Here is a 15,491-nt window from a genome sequence, read left to right as displayed (position 1 = left end):
GCGGGACCGGCGGCCTCGGGGCTGGACCCGGCCGGTGCGGTACGGATCAGCCGGGGACGGTGCACTCGAAGGCGTGCGGGCAGGCGTTGACCGGCCGGACCTCGCCGATGACCAGGCCCGCCTCGGTCAGCCGGCCGGTCATGCTCTGCCGGGTGTGCTTGGCACCGCCGACGGTGAGGAGCAGCAGGTCCATGGCCGTGGTGAACCGCATCGGCGGGGTGTCGTCGACGAGGTTGTCGATGACGACGGCGCGCGCTCCGGGCCGCGCGGATGCCGGCCAGGACCCGGCGGGTGCTGTCGTCGTGCCCGCTCCAGAACGTTCTTGATGAGGCAGAGGTCCGCCCGTACGGGGACGTCCTGGCGGCGGTCCCCGGCGATGAGCCGGGCCCGGCCGGCCGGCGCGCCGTCCTCCCACAGCCGGGGGCCGGCGCCATCCGTCGCCTCGCTTCTTCTGTTGTGCCGTGGCGAGGGAGGGCGGGAGCTGGGGGCGGGGTGGTGAGGGACGGGTCGGTGGTGCGGCGGGGAGTTCAGCACAGTCCGGCGGGCTCAAAGAGCGTGCAGGTGTTGCCGGTGACCGGGGTGTCGCGGACGGTGTTGCGCTCGTTGGCCGCGCCCACGAAGTTCTTGAAGGCCACGACACCGCCGGACAGCGGGAAGGTGCCCTTGTTGTTCTCGGCCCGCTTCCAGGCCACGAGGGTGTCCTCGGCGCGCGCGACGGCCCGGCGGCCGGCCTCGGGCAGGGCCCGGCCGTCGAGCCGGACGACGCCGGCGGATGGCGTGAGGACGCCGGCCAGCAGGCGCAGCAGTGTCGACTTGCCGGAGCCGTATTGGTCTCCAGGAAACGGATCTTCGCCTCGGCGGTTTCCGCGGTCCGGGACCTGCGGGTGAGGTCGCCGAGGACGATGACGTCGGGGCCGCGGTCGGCGACGGTCTCCCGGTTGATCTGCGGCCACTCGTCGTGGGTGTCGGAGAAGGCCGTTCTCGGCACCGGTCGCGCGGGTGATGGCACCGGGGGCGCCGCAGCAGCCTGCCAGGTAGGGCGACTGCGAGTTGGCGAGCCGGTACATGAGGGAGGTGCCGGAAGCGTCCAGGCCGTCGGTGGCCTTGCGTACCCGCTCCTTCAGTTCCGCGACCAGCTTGTCACCGTGTTCCTCGATGCCGAACACGCACGCAGGGTCGCGTATTTCGGCGTAGACGGTGTCGAGGGCGAGCGGCTCACTGCGGGAGCCGTCACCACCGCTGTCGTTGCCCTTTCCGGCGGCGCAGTCGGCTGGTGAGACATACGTGGGTACGCCCAGTTCCCCGAACTGCTCACGGGTGGCGACGCCGCCTCTGCCGAGTGTGGAGACGAAGGAGGCGGTGACGAAGTCGGGTTCGGTTCCAGCATCTTCTCGAAGGACGGACCGTTGTCCGCCAGGCGGGGCACCGACGCGTCGGCCTTCTCGAGGTCCTTCATCACCGGGTCGGTCCAGGTGGCGGTGCCGGCCATGCGTTCGGCGAGGCCGGGGGCGAGCAGGATCTCGGTGGTGCCCTGGTTGAGGGAGAGGACCCGTTGGTGTACGGACTTCACTGTGACCTGGTGTCCGCAGTTGTCGAGGGCGAGCGGGTGGACGGACGCGGCGGGCTTGTCCGGGCCCTTGCCGGCGCCGTCGTCTCCGGGGTCACCATCACAGGCGGTGAGCAGCAGGGCGGGAGCGATGAGAAGGGCTTGCGGCACGGCAGCGGGGAGAGCACGGGGCACGGGGACGCCTTGCCTGTCGGGACTCGCACGCGGAGCCTGGCCTGCGGAGGACCCCGCCGCCCATGGCGGCCTGGTGCCAGCAGGTCTTCGGACTCGGGTTCGCCCGGACGGAGCGCCTTCCCGGGGCAGTGCGCGTCGTTCTTCCGGCCGGCCGCCCCAGTGGCGTCATGAATGCTCCGCCCGTCCCCCCTCACCGCTGCGCGTCAGTTCCGGATTTCCACCGGATTCCCTGGCCTCGGATGTGGCACGACTGGCTCGGAAGCGTACCAAGATCGGCCGGGCGGCCTGGACGGAGCGTATGGGGTTGCCCTGTCCGGTGCCGTCGGTGGCGGACCGGTCGGACATGGGACTGCTCAGAGGGTTCGGACGCGTACGCTGCAGCTGTCCTCACGGGTGGACGGACGCCTCCCGCCGAGCCGCGCCGGTGTGGACACCGGCATTCTGGCCCCGAACGGACCGCGACCTGCGTCGGCGCCGGCCACGGCGCGTTCCGTGCAGGCCGTCGCGGGGAGCACCCGTGCGACGGCCTGCCGTGCGCGTTCCCCTTCGGCGCGCGGCCCCCGGAGGGTCAACGGCGGCGCAGCGAGGGGTCGAGCAGCGCGGGCGGGGTGTCGTTCTTCTCGTGCGCGGCCAGGTCGGTGCCGGGGGTGACCACGGCGTCGATCGCGTCCAGCACGTCGGCGGGGAGCACGGTGCCGACGGCGGCAAGTTGCGAGCGCAGGTGGTCCAGTGTGCGAGGGCCGATCAGCGCGCTGGTCACAGCGGGGTGCGCGGTCACGAATCCGAGCGCCAGCTGAATCATGGTCAGGCCGGCCTCATCGGCGATCCTGGCGAGTCGCTCGACGGCGTCGAGCCTGGCCCGGTTGGAGGGGACGGCGGTGTCGAAGCGCTGCGGCATGAACGTGGAGCGGTTGGTGGTGACGTCCCGGCCCTCGCGGACCACACCCGAGAGCCAGCCGGAGGCCAACGGGCTCCACACCAGTACGCCGAGGCCGTACTCCTCGGTCACGGGCAGCACGTGGGTCTCGATCCCGCGCTGCAGGATCGAGTAACTGGGCTGTTCGGTGACGTAGCGGCTCAGGCGATGGTCACGGGCGGCCCACTGGGCCTGCACGATCCGGTGCGCCGGGAAGGTCGAGGAGCCGAAGTAGCGGATCTTTCCGGCGCGCTGCAGATCGGTCAGCGCCGACAGGGTCTCCTCGTCACTGGTGTGCGGGTCCCATCGGTGGATCTGGTAGAGGTCGACGTGGTCGACGCCGAGGCGGCGCAGGCTGTCCTCAAGGGCGGTGACCAGCCAGCGGCGCGAACTGCCCTGATGATTTCGCTCGTCCCCCATGGGCATCGTCGCCTTCGTGGCCAGCACGATGTCGTCACGACGCCCGGCGACGGCCCTGCCCACCATCTCCTCCGACTCGCCGCCGCTGTACGCGTCGGCGGTGTCGACGAGATTGATCCCTGCCTCCAGGGCGGCGTCGACGACGGCGGTGACCTCGTCCTGAGTGGTGCGTCCGATCCTGCCGAAGTTCATCGCGCCGAGCGCGAGGGAGCTGACCTGCACGCCGGTGCGGCCCAAGGTGCGGTATTGCATGGCCGTGTTCCTCCATAGGGAGTGGGGTGTTGTGGTAGGGCGCGGCGTGGCCTGGTTGCCGGACGTCCACTCCGACACCACGAAAAAGCGGAACGCCGCTCCGGAAATAATACGGAGCAGCGTTCCGCTTTACAAGTGCGACAGTGGTACGGCGACCGCGGCCGAAAGGACGGCAGCCGCCGTCTTCGTCACGGCGGGTACGGACGCGCCGGTGCGCCGTCGCGGCCGGGGCCGGTGGTGCGCTCCCGCACCGGATCGGCCGTCCGGCGGCGGTGGAGAACCGTCACGTGTCCTTGAGGGCGACCGCGAGGTCGGCCAAGTGGGCCCACACCGGACCGAGGGTGAGCAGCCCGTTGCTCGCGCCGGCCAGTTCGCCGGCCGCCGGGGCGAGCGCGGACAACGCCGCCGCGGAGAGTTTCAACGCAACCCTGAAAAGAGAGACCCTCCAGGGAAAGAAACGCTGGTCAGGGTCGCGTGAGGTCCGCCTCGCAGTGTTCCGGTGGGTCACCCGCTACAACACGCGACGCAGGCACTCGGGCCTTGGATACGTCAGTCCGATCGCCTTCGAACAGCGATCGGTTACGCTGACCTCTGCCGCATGGCAAACGGTGTCCACGCTTCGGGGGAAGCCCCCCCCGGTGTCGCCCCCCCTTGGCTGGACACCGTGCCGGGCCCGCCCACACTTCTGACGGGCCCGGCACGGTTCATCCTCTTCTCAAGTCGTCACGTGACCGTACGTGTCTCCTGGTCGGCCACGGCCGGACCTTCCATGATCACGTCGGAGGACCGGCTGCCCCGGTCCATCAGACCCCCCGTGAAGGCCAGACCGAGGCCTGCCAGGGCAAGAGCCGCACCGGCCAGGCTGGGCGCGGCCCAGCCCCAGCCCGCCGAGATGACCAGACCGCCGATCCAGGCCCCACCCGCGTTGGCCAGGTTGAACGCGGAGTGGTTGGAGGCCGCCGCCATCGTCGGGGCGTTCTTGGCCTTGGCCATGAGCAGCATCTGGACGGGCGTGGTGATGAGAGAGCCCATCGCGCCGATGACGGTGATCGTCAACAGGGCGGGCACGACACTGTGCACGGTGAAGTAGAACGTCACCAGTGCCGCGGCGAGCAGCGCCAGGCCCGCATACAGCGTCGGCCGCAGGGCACGGTCCGTGAGCGGACCCGCGATCAGCGTGCCGAGCGTCATGCCGACGCCGTAGAGCGCTAGGACCAGAGTGGTCGAGGAGTCCGATATTCCCGTCAGATTCGTCAGCATGGGCACCAAGTAGCTGTAGACGGCGAAGAATCCGCCGAACCCGACCACGGCGACGGCCATGCCGATCGCGACCTGCCTGTTGCCCATGGCCCGCAGCTCGGTCCGGATGCCGGACTGCCTGCCACGTGGCTGGTGGGGGACGAAGCAGGCCAGCATGACGAGGGCGACGAGTCCGATGGCGGTGACCGCCCAGTAGGCGGCCCGCCAGCCCAACTGCTGCCCAAGGGCCGTGCTGGCCGGGACTCCGACGATGTTGGCGACGGTGAGACCGAGGAACACCCTTGAGACGGCACGCGCCGCGCGCCCCGGGGCGACCAGTCGTGAGGCGACGACGGCTCCCACACCGAACAGCGCTCCGTGCGGCAGACCCGCCAGGAACCGTGCGGCGAAGAGCAGACCGAAGTCGGGAGCGAGCGCGGACGCCGCATTGCCGACCACGAACAGTCCCGACAGGAGAAGCAGCAGTCGCTTGTGGGGCATGCGCGCACCGATGCCCGTCAGCAGGGGTGCGCCGACGACGACACCGAGCGCGTAGGCGGAGACGAGGTTGCCGGCGTGCGGCACGGACACGTCGATCCCCTCGGCGATCTGGGGCAGCAGCCCCATCGTGGCGAACTCGGTCGTGCCGATGGCGAACGCGACGACAGCCAGGGCCAGCAGAGCCAGCGGCATGGTGCGGAACAACCTTTCGAAGGCAGCGGTGCAGGAGCGGGGGCGGGGGCGACGTCGGCCCCTGGGCCCAGAGCCCAGAAGTCTCTCGGCCCGTGGCGGTCGTGGTGAGTTCGAGCTGCGCGCCTGGGTGACGGCGTCGTGGGAACTCCCTCGGACCGAGGGTCATTCAAATAATCGATTGGTCATATATTGACATGTGGCAACGGTGGCAACGTTGTCCAGGTCATACACCGCCTCGCACATGTTGCCGCCGCCCCGGCGGACGGCGGCAACTGTACGGAGGTCAGGGCCGAGCGCTGTTCCCCGTCACCGCACGGTGGGCTCGTACGTCCAGCGCAGCAGGGCACCGAGACCGCCCACCGGGATGTCGGCGTCGGCCCTCGCACCTTCGGCTGCCTCGAAAACCTCGGGGGCATCGGAAACATTCCGAGGATCCAGCGGCGGAACAACCAGCACGTCGGCGGTCGTGGCGGCGGCCGACCTCAGCAGCGCGTCGTCCGCGCGGGCGGAGGCGGGGTCGCTCTCGCCGAGGGTCTGCGCATCGGTCCGGCGCACCGCCACCTGATCGGGCTCCGCACCCACCCACGTCTCACGGCCCAGATCCGGTCCGTCGGGCCGGATCAGCAGGGTGTCGATACGGTGCTCGCGTGCCGCCTCCACCACGGCCGGGACACCCTCGACGGCGTCCGTGGGCCGATCGGTGCCCACCCGTCCGGCGCGGAAGCGTTCCAGCGCCTCCTCCACGCGACGGCGGGTGTACTGGCTCCGGGCCTGCTCGATGGCCTGCTCGAGTGCAGGTGAGGACGAACCGGCGGCGCGGCCTCCGTGCTCGGTCTCCACCGTCACCTCGCGGACGGCGTCGGGGAGCCTGTCGTGCACCGCCGGCCGTTCGCGGGGATCACCGACCAGCACCATCAGATCGGCGCCGGACTCTTCGTACACTCCGGTCAGTGCCCGTGCGATCTCGTCGGCGTTGTGCTCCCAGGTGTTCTCGACCTTGAGCCGGAAGTGCCGCTCGGACCAGTCCGCCGTGGACGTGCGGTGCATCGGCCACTGCCGGCCCTCCACCTGCCCGGCGTCCTGCGGGCGCCCGGTCACCCCGCGCACCTCGAAGTCCGCGCCGGCCCGGTCGACGTACGCCACGAGGCACACGGGGTCCTGGCCGGCCAGTTCCAGCAGGGGGGTCAGGCGCGGCAGAGGGGCCCAGGCCACGATGTCCCGCTGCGGGGGCCGGGAGAGACGATGTCCGAGCACGACCTCGCCTCCAGTGGCGAAGACGACCCGGCCCGCCGGGTCCTTCGCGGGGCTCAGGCCCATCAGGTCGTCGTGGACCGCCTGCGTGGTCGCCTGGTCAGCACCGTTCTCCTCCAGCGTCCGGCAGGCTTCCCGTACGGACAGCTCGCGCCGCTTGGCACCCGCCTCGTCGTTCTCGCCGGGGCCGAAGTAGACCGTCGCCCAGGGGCCGGGACGGTCGAAAAGCGGCTCAAGGAATGACAACTGCATGGTTCCTCCACATACGTCCCAGCGATTCCGGGACCGAGTGCCCGAACGCCGTCGGAGGACACCCACCGTTGTGCGCATTTCCCCGACCAAGCCCGACGGCTCCGTCCGGCGGAGCGCTCCCGCCGCGCCCCGTGCCACGGCCCCCGTCGTCGGCAGGCCCCCTTCCCCGGCATGCCCCCGAAGGGCTCGACGAGCTCCACTCACGTCTGGCCGCCACCCGCTGGCCGGACGGACTGCCCGGTGTCGGATGGAGCCGCGGCGATCCGTCGGCCCACCTCAAGGGTCTCGAGACAGAGCGCTGCGACGGCCCAGAACGTGGTCCGCCAGCCGAGAAGTGTGCCGAGTACGGCTCCCCGTTATCTTTTTCGCGGTCCTGCAAGAGGGCCGCTGGCCTCCGGGCCCGGCATGACGGTGTCCCCCTGTCGAAGGCATGACCTGGGGGGTGGTGTCACCGGGCCCGGGGGGGTTCGTCGGAGACGCTGATCAGAGGTCCGGCCACCGCCCGGTCCGGCGCAATGCCGGACAGCTCGCGGGCGGCAGGTCTGCATAACGTGGATGCGCGAGCACGACACCCGAGCCGAGGCCGGCACCGTCGACACCGCTGGAGGGGCAGCATGTTCGAGATCGACAACGTCGGCGTGTTCCTGGGCCTGGACGTGGGCAAGTCCACCCACCACGGCCACGGACTGACCCCCGCGGGCAAGAAGGTCTTCGACAAGCCGCTGCCCGACAGCGAACCCAGGCTGCGGGCCGTTTTCGACAAGCTGACCGCGAAGTTCGGCACCGTTCTGGTGATCGTGGACCAGCCCGCCTCTATCGGGGCCCTGCCGCTGACGGTCGCCCGCGACGCGGGCTGCCGTGTCGCCTACCTGCCCGGCTTGGCGATGCGGCGGATCGCCGACCTCTACCCCGGCGAGGCCAAGACCGACGCCAAGGACGCCGCGGTGATCGCGGACACCGCCCGCACCATGCCGCACACCCTGCGGTCCCTGGAGCTGACCGACGAGATCACCGCCGAACTCACGGTCCTCGGCGGCTTCGACCAGGACGTCGCCGCCGAGGCCACCCGCACGTCCAACCGGATACGCGGCCTGCTCACCCAGTTCCACCCCAGCCTGGAACGCGTCCTGGGCCCCGCCTCGACCACCAGGCCGTCACCTGGCTCCTGGAACGCTACGGCTCCCCCGGCCGCCCTGCGCAGGGCCGGTCGCCGCAGGCTCTCGGAGAAGGCTCCTCGAACTGCCCGGCGCGGAGCGGTGAGGCGTGACCGGACCTCGATCCGTACACGGTGGTGGGCGCCTCCCCAGGATCGGCGGGCCCGCGACAAGCAGGAAGGGAAAGGAGCGATCGAGGGGCGCCACCGTGGCACACAGCAGGCGCGACCTGGATTCCGCGTCCCCCCTTTTCCGCGCGGGCACCGGTGCCGCGTCTCCGGGCCGCCGCGGAGAGCCTCTGCGGCGGCCCGGACGCCGACAGCGTTCCAGGTGCCCCGGGCGGTTACGGCACCGGCTGGAAGGCGTGCCCCGGCCGGCATGGGGACCAGCACCAGAACCGGCACTGAGGCGAGAGCGGCCCCCCGGGGTGGGCGATGTGCCATCGGGCGGTGCGGCCGGGATCGCGGCGACGCCGCCGCGGCCGGGATCAGAGCGAAGCTCCTTCTCCCGCCGCCCCCGCACGCGCCCCCTCCCGGGGTTCCAGCCGCACCACGATCCCCTTCGACGTCGGTGTGTTGCTCAGGTCCGCCACGCTGTCCAGCGGCACCAGCACATTGGTCTCCGGGTAGTAGGCCGCCGCACAGCCCCGTGAGGTCGGGTAGCCGACCACCCGGAAGTTCTCCGCCCGGCGTTCGGCACCGTCCTTCCAGACACCGACCAGATCAACCGGCTCCCCCTCTCCCAGGCCGAGTTCACGCATGTCGTACCAGTTGACCAAGACGACGCGGCGGGATCCGTGGATACCGCGGTAACGGTCGTCGTCCGTGTACGGAACGGTGTTCCACTGGTCGTGGGAGCGCAGGCTCTGCAGGATCAGATGGCCGGGCGGGGCAGTCAGGGCCTCGAAGTCGTTGCGGCTGAAGAGGGCCTTGCCGACGGGCGTGGAGAAGACGCCCTCGTTGACCGGGTTGGGCAGGCCGAAGCCGCCGGGACGGCGGACGCGTGTGTTGAAGTCCTCGAAGCCGGGGACGACACGGGAGATGTGGTCGCGGACGCAGTCGTAGTCGGTCTCGAAGCGTTCCCAGCGGACGGAGGGCTTGTCGCCGAGGGTACGGCGGCCCAGGCGGCTGAGGATGGCGACCTCGCTGAGGAGGTGCTTGGAGGCTGGTTCGAGGACGCCGCGGGAGGCGTGGATCCGGCTCATGGAGTCCTCGACGGTGACGAACTGCTCGCCGGTGGCCTGCGCGTCCCGCTCGGTGCGGCCGAGGGTGGGCAGGATCAGGGCGGTCTCGCCGCACACGACGTGGGAGCGGTTGAGCTTGGTGGAGATGTGCGCGGTCAGCCGGCAGTTGCGCATGGCGGCCTCGCTGACCTCGCTGTCCGGAACGGCACGGACGAAGTTCCCGCCCAGGCCGAGGAAGACGGTGGCACGGCCGTCGCGCATGGCCCGGATGGAGTTGACGGAGTCCCAGCCGTGCTCGCGGGGCGGCTCGAAGTGGAACTCACGGGCGAGTGCGTCGAGGAAGTGGTCCGGCATCCGCTCCCAGATGCCCATGGTCCGGTCACCCTGCACATTGCTGTGACCTCGCACGGGGCAGGCACCGGCACCGGGCCGGCCGATGTTGCCGCGCAACAGCAGGAAGTTGACCACCTCGCGGATGGTGGGCACACCGTGCTTGTGCTGGGTCAGGCCCATCGCCCAGCAGACGATCACGCGCTTGCTCTCGAGGACCATGTCACGCACTTCCTCGATCCGGGCGCGGGTCAGACCGGTGGCCTTCTCTGCCTCGGGCCAGGAGACGGTGGCGCGCAGGTGCCGGGTGAACTCCTCGAAACCCTCAGTCTGGGCGTTGATGAAGTCCCGGTCGAGGACGGTGCCGGGCGCGGCCTCCTCCGCCTCCAGGAGCAGGAGGTTGAGCGCCTGGAACAGGGCCAGGTCTCCGCCGATCCTGATATGGAGGAAGCGGTCGGCGATCTGCGTGCCGCGACCGATGATGCCGCGGGGCCGCTGGGGCTGCTTGAAGCGGACCAGGCCCGTCTCGGGCAGCGGGTTGACGGCGACGATCCTGCCTCCGCGGCGCTTGCAGTTCTCCAGCGCGGACAGCATCCGGGGATGGTTGGTGCCCGGGTTCTGGCCGACGACCAGGATGAGGTCGGCGTGGTAGATGTCGCGCAGCGACACGTCGCCCTTGCCGATGCCGAGGGTCTCGTTGAGCGCGGCGCCACTGGATTCGTGGCACATGTTGGAGCAGTCCGGCAGGTTGTTGGTGCCGAACGCGCGGGCGAAGAGCTGCAGGACGAACGCGGCCTCGTTGCTGGCGCGGCCGGAGGTGTAGAAGACCGCCTCGTTCGGGGAGTCCAGCGCCTTCAGCTCGTCGGCGAGCAGGTCGAGGGCCGTGCTCCAGCTGATGGGCTCGTAGTGGTCGGAGCCGGGCCGCTTGACCACGGGCCGGGTGAGGCGGCCCTGCTGGTTGAGCCACCGGTCGGACTTCCCGGCCAGCTCGCTGATCGGGTACCGGCGGAAGAAATCAGCCGTGATACGGCGTGAGGTGGCCTCATCGTTGGTGTGCTTGGCGCCGTTCTCACAGTACTCGTTCATGGGGCGGTGCCCCGGTTCGGGCTCGGGCCACGCGCAGCCGGGGCAGTCGAAGCCGCTGACCTGGTTGAGGTTCAACAGCGTGAGCCCCGTACGCCGGACCGACGTCTGGCCCAGGGAGTACTTCATCGCGTTGTACACCGCTGGTACGCCCGCGGCCCAGGTGTGGGGCGGGGTGACCTCAAGGCGGTCGTCGGCCGGTTCCTCGCTCGGCGGCTTCTGCAACGTGTCTCTCCTCGCTCCGTGTCCTGCGTCCCCCCGACGCCCCTACGGCCCCGTGGCCGCTCTGCCGGGTACGGGACCGGCCGGCCCTTTGGTCCGGCCCGCCCATCGCCCGGCCGGTCAGCCGGTCGGCCAGGTCGGCACGTGGGGACGGCTCCGGCCCTCGGTGGGCTGGACGTGGCCCCTGCTGATCTCGCCGCGCCAGGCGCCGGTCTCGCGGCCCTGTCCCTCGGTGAACTCCTTGAAGGACGTCAGAGCGGTGTGGACCACACGGCGGGCGAGGCCGGGAGCAGCCGCCGTCCGCTTCAGGAGTCCCCGGGACCGCAGGTCGACGCGCAGGGTCACCCGGCAGCGGCCGGTGCCGAGTTCTTCGAAGGTCGCCGTGCCGGCGTGCCGGGGCTTGTCGAGGACGTTCCAGCGGACCAGCCGGTCCGGGACCTGTTCCACGATCTCCGCGTCGTACTCGTACGTCCTCGGGCCGAACCGGGTCACCCAGTGGGTCATCACCGCCTGGATCTGGTCGACGCGTTTGACGCCGTCCACGAAGCGGGGGAACGTCTCGAACTGCGTCCACTGGTTGTACGCCACATGAACCGGGACGTCGATGTCGATCGACTCTTCGATGGTGCTCATGGACCTCAGTACCTTGCCCGTCTCCTCGCCGTCACCGGTGGTCGCGCAGCACGCCACCGGGCACTCACCCACGCTCGCACCATCGAGTCTCCGGGAAGCACCGTCTTATGCCGACCGGTGGTCGGGCATACGGGTGACCGGCGCACACAGGTGCCGGATGCGGTCTCCCCGGTTTCCGTGTCGCCGGGGCGCTGTCCGGGGAGGCCCGTGTGCTGCCCATCACCTCCGGGCAGTCCAGTACGGGTTTCACCGCAGGCGGGCCCGCCAGGCCGCCCGCCGTGGCCCCGGGGAGGGACGCCGCCGCGCCGCTCGCGGTACTCGCACCCAGAAGCGAAGCGAGTATCGCCGCAGCCGCCGCGCAGGCTACAGCGGCCGGTCTCGTTCGGCCGGGAGACCGGCAGACCGGGCAGACCGCGGACGAGGGGCGAACGCACGGGTTACCCCTTTCGGTGGGGGCGCGGCTCGGACCACAGCGCCCCCGAGCGGGCGGCTCGGCACAAGTTGAAAGTATCGTCAACAACTCCGACGGCAGTTCAGGGAAGGGTCGCCGTTCGGGCGGGCCGGCGGTCCCGAGTTCACCGCGTTCGCGCTTTCCTCCAGGCCGCCGCCGGAGACCGCACCGCTCTGCGGCGAGCCTCACCGCCTTCACGTCGAGTGGGAGTTCCGCACCATGGCAAGAGTCACGCCTCCGGACCGACAGGCACCGGCGTCGACGTCCGAGGGACGTTACTCCCCCGGCCTGGCGAACGAAGCAGACCCGGGGGATCCAGGCGCCCACCTGGGCGAGGTCGTGGGCGGCCTCGAAGAGCGCGGACAGCTCGGCCTCCCGGCGGCGCCGTCCCTCCAGGCCGGAGCGGACGCGCAGGGCGAGCCGCCGGGCCTGTTCGAGGGCGGTGATCCGCTCGGTGGGCAGTCCCTCGGCACGGGCCAGGAGCACCGGCTGCTCGTAGGCCTCGGCGGACGCGCCCCGGGCCAGGAGCTCCAGGAACGGCGTCTCGGTGCTGCCCTGTGCGGAACCGGCGGGTACCGGCGGGTACCGGCGGGTACCGGCGGGTACCGGCGGGTACCGGACGGTCGTGATCGAAACGATCGTGCGCGAGACCGTCGTGCGGTTCGTGCGCGGTACGGCCGTCGGGGCGCGTCCGGCCGGACACCCCGGTACCGGGGCCCGGGCGCTCGGCGGACTGCACGTGATCGCGGGACGTGGTCACGGGATTCCTCATCCCGCGGCCGCCCCGTCAGGCCTGTGGACAACTCGGCGGGCAGGGAGCCGTGGGCCTGTCTGCACAGCATGGCCGAGCGGGCACCGGGACATCCGGCGTGGGTTTTGGGTGAGGGCGTGACTCTGTTGCTCAATTGCGGAGAGTGACGCCGGCCTGTCGACGGGGCGCGTGGAACGGGCCTCGCGAGGAGGCGGTCCGGCCCCTCTCGGATGCGGTGCGTGACCATCCCTCGAATTGAGCAGCAGAGTCGGGCGTCGGCGTGGGGCACCACGGCCGGCTCAGGGATCTTCTCTCACGTCATTCGCACCGCCTGGTCGGTCGTGGCTCAGTGCGCGGACCAGCCGCCGTCCATGAGCTCGAGCACGTGCGGCTCGACGCTGCCTTTGAGGTCCCCGGCCTGAGCGTCCAGCGCCTCCAGGCCGGCGGCGTCCCGGTCGACGGCTCTCACCTTGGCGCCGGTGACGAGGGCGGTACGGCCACCGAGGTCGAGCAGAGGGGCCTGGGGGGTGGCGAGGGCGTGGGGCGCGGTCATGTCCTGCCCCTAGACAGCGCCCCTGCTCCGCCCCATGTGATGGTGCCCCACAGTTCAGCCAGAAGTAGCGGGGTCGAACCATGTGGGTGCGTCAGCCATGGCTTGCTTGATCCGGAAGCGCCCGAACTCATTCAGCTCCGGCAGCGCGTCCACGGCGAACCAGGCGACGTCCAGAGATTCGTCGTCGTTGACCCGGGCCTCACCGCCGACGGCACGGCAGCGGAAGGTGATGTCCATGTACTGGCAGATGTCGCCGTTGTCGTACGTCACCGGGTTCAGTGCCTGGACCATCACGACCCGCTCGACGACACAGCGCACCGCGGTCTCCTCCTCGACCTCGCGCACCGCGCAGGCAGCGGGCTGCTCCCCCGGGTCGGGGATGCCGCCGATCACCGACCACTTACGGGTGTCGGACCGGCGGTTCAGCAGCACTCTGCCCTCGTCGTCGAAGACGAGGGCGGTGACCCCGGGAAGCCAGAGCAGTTGGTGACCGGCCAAGGCGCGCAGGGTGCTGATGAAGTCAGGAGTAGCCATGCCTCCGACCCTAGCGGGCAGATCGGGCCGCCCCACGACGCTTCAGGAGGCGTGCGCCGCACGTACGACTGGGCGTCACCGGCGCGCCCGCCCGCGCACACCGGAGCCGAGGGCCCACCCCAGGCCGCCCACGGCGACCAGGACGAGGGCGATCTCGGGGAGGATGCCGAGGCGGGTGGCGGGCGTCAGCGAGGAACGCAGCGGCACATCCTGCACCAGGGAGTCGGCCACGAACATGCCGGTCCTCCGGCTGACCTTCCCGTCCGGCATGATGATCGCGCTGACGCCGCTGGTCACCGGGACGGTGACGGTGCGGCTGTGCTCGACGGCGCGGACCCTGGACATGGCGAGCTGCTGGTAGGTCATCTCGCTGCGGCCGAAGGTCGCGTTGTTGCTGGGGACGGAGATCAGCCGGGCACCGTCGGTCACCGTGTCGCGCACCGCCCAGTCGAAGGCCGCCTCGTAACAGGTGACGAGTCCGACGCCGGTGCCGGCCATGGTGAACACTCCCGGTTCGGTGCCTCGGCTGAAGTCCTGGCGGACCATCGACGTCCACTCGTCGTTGATCGCCCCGACCAGGGAGCGCAGTGGGAGGTACTCGCCGAAGGGCTGGATCTGCCGCTTGTCGTAGATGTCGACGGGGCCCTTGTCCGGGTCCCAGAGAACCTGCTCGTTGAGCAGGTTGCCGTCCTTGCCCACCACGGCGCCGACCGAGATCGGGGCGCCGATCGCCTGCGCCGCGCGGTCGATGACGGCACGCGCGTCGGCGTTGGCGAAGGGGTCGATGTCGGAGGAGTTCTCCGGCCACAGCACGATGTCGGGCCGCTCGGCCTCACCCGCGTCGACGGCGGCGGCCAGGCGCTCCGTCTCGCGCGCGTGGTAGTCGAGGACGGCACGCCGCTGGGAGTTGAAGTCGAGCCCCAGGCGCGGCACGTTGCCCTGGACGACCGCGACGGTCGCCGTGCCGTCCTCGGCCGTGTCGCTCACCAGTGGCCGGGCGGCGGCCGCGGCCACGAGGGGGGCCGCCACGCTCAGCGCGCCGACGGCCGCCGCGACGCGGCGCACGGTTGTGGTAGGGCGGGTGTCCAGGACCACGCGCACGATCTCGTACAGGCCGAAGCCGCACAGGACGACCGCGAAGCCGAGCACGGGAGTGCCGCCCAGCGCGGCGAGCGGCAGGAACACTCCGTCCGCCTGCCCGAACGCGATCCTGCCCCAGGGAAACCCGCTGAACGGCACGCGCGCGCGTGCCGCCTCCCCGGCGGTCCAGAGCGCGGCGGCCCACACCGGCGACCCGGGCAGCTTCGAGACCGCGGCGACACCGGCACCGACCAGTGCGACGAAGGCCGCCTCGATCACGGCGAGGGCGATCCACGGGCCCGGGCCGACCTCGACACCGGTCCACACCAACAGCGGCAGCAGAAAGCCCAGGCCGAAGAGGTAACCGATGCCGAGCCCCGCCTTCCAGCTCCGCCCGCGCAGCAGCCCGCCGAAGACGGCGAAGGCGGGCAGCGCCAGCCACCACAGGGTGCGCGGCGGGAAGCTGACGTAGAGGAGCAGCCCGGAGAGTGCTGCCGCTGCGAACGGAACGAGGCGCACGAGCCGCCGGCGCCACGCACCGGGCGCGGTCTGCGGGGGCATCGGGTCCGACTCGCCGACGGAGGTTGCGGTGACGGTCACTCCGCGAGTCTACGGCGACCGGTCCGGGCACCGACCGTGCCGCCGCCGGGGTGACGGGACTGACCTGGGCGGTCGCCGGGAACGCCGGGTCGGCCGACGCGCTGGAGGGCCGGCCCCGCACCGGGTGGAGCTGTGGCGGGACGCGCCCGGGAT

The 15,491-nt window shown here is 71.1% G+C and carries 9 protein-coding genes, 6 pseudogenes and 1 riboswitch; of the genes and pseudogenes, 2 read left to right on the top strand and 13 right to left on the bottom strand.

Annotated elements, in window-relative coordinates; all coding sequences use genetic code 11:
* Positions 1-46: 46 nt before the first annotated feature.
* From HUV60_RS31230 to HUV60_RS31215, 5 genes and pseudogenes are all read right to left on the bottom strand, one after another.
* Positions 47-435, bottom strand: a pseudogene (locus HUV60_RS31230) (methyltransferase); the annotation flags it as partial.
* 92 nt (positions 436-527) lie between these two features.
* Positions 528-794, bottom strand: coding sequence for a hypothetical protein (locus HUV60_RS34140; RefSeq protein ID WP_443047561.1), 267 nt, complete (start codon positions 792-794; stop codon positions 528-530).
* A 17-nt stretch (positions 795-811) separates the two neighbouring features.
* Positions 812-1,741 (bottom strand): annotated as a pseudogene (locus tag HUV60_RS31225) (ABC transporter substrate-binding protein); the annotation flags it as partial.
* A gap of 61 nt (positions 1,742-1,802) precedes the next feature.
* Positions 1,803-2,011: riboswitch (cobalamin riboswitch) on the bottom strand.
* Between the two features lie 298 nt (positions 2,012-2,309).
* Positions 2,310-3,329: an aldo/keto reductase gene (locus tag HUV60_RS31220; RefSeq protein WP_257853399.1), complete on the bottom strand. Its 1,020-nt coding sequence runs from the start codon at positions 3,327-3,329 to the stop codon at positions 2,310-2,312.
* 283 nt (positions 3,330-3,612) lie between these two features.
* Positions 3,613-3,750 carry a hypothetical protein gene (locus HUV60_RS31215; RefSeq protein ID WP_257853790.1) on the bottom strand — a complete coding sequence of 46 codons (138 nt, stop codon included), beginning with the start codon at positions 3,748-3,750 and terminating at the stop codon, positions 3,613-3,615.
* Here HUV60_RS31215 and HUV60_RS31210 point away from each other — a divergent pair.
* Positions 3,698-3,928: pseudogene (locus tag HUV60_RS31210) on the top strand (integrase core domain-containing protein); the annotation flags it as partial. The gene HUV60_RS31215 and the pseudogene HUV60_RS31210 overlap by 53 nt on opposite strands.
* A 124-nt stretch (positions 3,929-4,052) precedes the next feature.
* Here HUV60_RS31210 and HUV60_RS31205 read toward each other — a convergent pair.
* Together HUV60_RS31205 and HUV60_RS31200 are read right to left on the bottom strand one after the other, a co-directional pair.
* Complete coding sequence (locus HUV60_RS31205; RefSeq protein ID WP_257853397.1) at positions 4,053-5,261, bottom strand: MFS transporter; 1,209 nt, start codon at positions 5,259-5,261, stop codon at positions 4,053-4,055.
* A gap of 306 nt (positions 5,262-5,567) precedes the next feature.
* Entirely contained in the window at positions 5,568-6,764 is a 1,197-nt protein-coding gene (locus HUV60_RS31200) for a baeRF2 domain-containing protein (RefSeq protein WP_257853395.1), read from the bottom strand.
* Between the two features lie 614 nt (positions 6,765-7,378).
* Between HUV60_RS31200 and HUV60_RS31195 the strand changes: the two are divergent.
* A pseudogene (locus tag HUV60_RS31195) lies at positions 7,379-8,014 on the top strand (IS110 family transposase); the annotation flags it as partial.
* A 391-nt stretch (positions 8,015-8,405) separates the two neighbouring features.
* Here the strand turns inward: HUV60_RS31195 and HUV60_RS31190 are convergent.
* The 6 genes and pseudogenes from HUV60_RS31190 to lnt form a co-directional block, all read right to left on the bottom strand.
* Positions 8,406-10,739: an FdhF/YdeP family oxidoreductase gene (locus HUV60_RS31190; RefSeq protein ID WP_257853391.1), complete on the bottom strand. Its 2,334-nt coding sequence runs from the start codon at positions 10,737-10,739 to the stop codon at positions 8,406-8,408.
* A 117-nt stretch (positions 10,740-10,856) separates the two neighbouring features.
* Positions 10,857-11,369, bottom strand: coding sequence for an SRPBCC family protein (locus HUV60_RS31185; RefSeq protein WP_257853389.1), 513 nt, complete (start codon positions 11,367-11,369; stop codon positions 10,857-10,859).
* A 781-nt stretch (positions 11,370-12,150) separates the two neighbouring features.
* Positions 12,151-12,354, bottom strand: a pseudogene (locus HUV60_RS31180) (diguanylate phosphodiesterase); the annotation flags it as partial.
* Between the two features lie 584 nt (positions 12,355-12,938).
* A pseudogene (locus HUV60_RS31175) lies at positions 12,939-13,124 on the bottom strand (3-hydroxybutyrate dehydrogenase); the annotation flags it as partial.
* Positions 13,125-13,178: 54 nt separating this feature from the next.
* Positions 13,179-13,658 carry an NUDIX hydrolase gene (locus HUV60_RS31170; protein ID WP_257853387.1) on the bottom strand — a complete coding sequence of 160 codons (480 nt, stop codon included), beginning with the start codon at positions 13,656-13,658 and terminating at the stop codon, positions 13,179-13,181.
* 75 nt (positions 13,659-13,733) lie between these two features.
* Positions 13,734-15,338, bottom strand: coding sequence for an apolipoprotein N-acyltransferase (gene lnt, locus HUV60_RS31165; protein ID WP_257853386.1), 1,605 nt, complete (start codon positions 15,336-15,338; stop codon positions 13,734-13,736).
* Positions 15,339-15,491: the final 153 nt, after the last annotated feature.

It is taken from the genome of Streptomyces sp. KMM 9044, from assembly GCF_024701375.2.
Taxonomy (GTDB): Bacteria; Actinomycetota; Actinomycetes; order Streptomycetales; family Streptomycetaceae; genus Streptomyces.
This window is presented reverse-complemented; position numbering and strand designations above follow the sequence as displayed.

What these genes read in the sequence shown, in the direction of transcription:
- HUV60_RS31220 (WP_257853399.1), bottom strand. Translation starts at nt 3,329, where the DNA reads ATGCAATACCGCACCTTGGGCCGCACCGGCGTGCAGGTCAGCTCCCTC.
- HUV60_RS31205 (WP_257853397.1), bottom strand. Translation starts at nt 5,261, where the DNA reads ATGCCGCTGGCTCTGCTGGCCCTGGCTGTCGTCGCGTTCGCCATCGGC.
- HUV60_RS31200 (WP_257853395.1), bottom strand. Translation starts at nt 6,764, where the DNA reads ATGCAGTTGTCATTCCTTGAGCCGCTTTTCGACCGTCCCGGCCCCTGG.
- HUV60_RS31185 (WP_257853389.1), bottom strand. Translation starts at nt 11,369, where the DNA reads ATGAGCACCATCGAAGAGTCGATCGACATCGACGTCCCGGTTCATGTG.
- HUV60_RS31170 (WP_257853387.1), bottom strand. Translation starts at nt 13,658, where the DNA reads ATGGCTACTCCTGACTTCATCAGCACCCTGCGCGCCTTGGCCGGTCAC.